At 64.3% G+C, this 1481-nt stretch carries 2 protein-coding genes and 1 pseudogene; 2 read left to right on the top strand and 1 reads right to left on the bottom strand.

The genetic code is table 11. The features are described 5' to 3' along the window. Positions 1–348, top strand: a pseudogene (locus BG842_RS09055) (DsbA family protein); the annotation flags it as partial. A 63-nt stretch (positions 349–411) separates the two neighbouring features. After that, the gene (locus BG842_RS09050) at positions 412–1134 is read left to right on the top strand and encodes a ribonuclease H-like domain-containing protein (protein WP_254663012.1); all 723 of its coding nucleotides are present in this window, start codon (positions 412–414) and stop codon (positions 1132–1134) included. An 84-nt stretch (positions 1135–1218) separates the two neighbouring features. Here BG842_RS09050 and BG842_RS29715 read toward each other — a convergent pair. After that, positions 1219–1481, bottom strand: a 263-nt coding sequence (locus tag BG842_RS29715) for a hypothetical protein (RefSeq protein ID WP_217493296.1), incomplete at its 5' end; no start/stop codon positions are given.

The raw sequence follows: 1481 nt of genomic DNA, 5'->3' as shown, positions 1-1481 counted from the left end.
CTATCGGGCGTTCACGAGAAAATCCGCGGAGCGTTCATACCTCACCTCGGCACCCCGACCGCTGGCTCGACTTCGACGAGGGGATTTTCGAGGCGCTGTGGCAGGATGGACGGGACATCGGAGACGCGGACGTCCTCGCCGACCCTCGCCGAAGATGCGGGACTCGATAGGGACGAGATTCGGAACGCAATCGCGGACGACGACCTCCACGAGGAGCTTCAAGACAGGTTCGCGGAAGCGCAACGACGCGGTGTGACGGGGGTCCCGACGTTCGCTTACGACGGCCACGCCGCGCGCGGTGCGGTTCCGCCGGAGCAACTCGAACGGCTCGTGGACGGCGGCCGGTAACGCGGGTTCGCCGAAACCGATTACCATAGTTTTACCATCGCCGCCCGACGCCGTGAACGATAGATGGCAGGACGGTTCGCACTCGACATCGAAACGGTGAGTCCGACGCTCGACCACTACGAGACGCCGCCGGATTTCCGCGACCCGGCGTACTTCGAACTGCTCGCGGTCGCGCTCGGCTACGAATCGCCCGGCGGCGACAGGGAGATGGAGATGCTGTTCCGACGGGACGACACGCCCGACGACGAACTCGATTTGGTCGCGCGAACGCTCGATTGGCTCGCCGAGCGGGACGGAGACGAGTACATTACCTACGGCGGCGAGACGTTCGACGTGCCGCAACTCGTCGGCCGAGCGAGGGCGGCGGCCGATTCGACGCGGGAGGACCTCGCCGAGCGGCTTCGGACCCGACTCGAAGCGGACCTCGCGCACGTCGATTTACGGCGTCCGGCGTGGGACGCGTTCGGCGACTACACGCGACTCGAAACCGCGTGCCGAGAGGTCGGAATCCGACCAGAGGACACCCGCTGGGACACGTACGACCACGGTATCGACCTCGACGCGCTCCGCCCCGAGAAGTTTCGGGCTTCGGGAAGGTCATCAACAAGGACGTACCCGTATTCGGGAGCGGTACATCGCGCTCGCGGCCGCCGGAGCGACCGAGACGCTGACGTTCCGGTCGTTGCACGAACTGCTCGACCACTACGGCCGGAGGACGTCGTACACCTGTTCGACCTCGCCGACGCCCGCCCGTTCAACGTCGCGGATACCGCGTCGCGGACGTGATTCGAAGAATGCAATCGGACGTTCCTGACGGTGAGAAGCGCTGGGAATAGTATTCTCCAGTATAATTCAGTATTATTCAGTACATTATAGTAGTTTCCTTACGGCGAGCGCGACGGGACTCGTCGGACTCGCTGGCTGCCTCGGGAACTCCGACGATGCTGGCTCCGGCGGTACGGGTTCGACCGGCGACCCGACCGCGACGACCACGGCACAGACCGAATTGAGCGGCACGCTGAACGTCGCAACGTACAGCGCGCTCGTGGACGCACCCAGTTCGTCGCCCGGCGCGTGGTTAAAAAAGGAGTTCGAGAAGAAGTACCCGAAAGCCACCCTCCAGTGGCAGACCC

Origin of the sequence: Haladaptatus sp. W1, assembly GCF_001723155.1 — an archaeon.
GTDB lineage: Archaea > Halobacteriota > Halobacteria > Halobacteriales > Haladaptataceae > Haladaptatus > Haladaptatus paucihalophilus.
The sequence above is the reverse complement of the archived record's forward strand: the minus strand, read 5'-3'. Positions and strand labels throughout refer to the sequence as shown.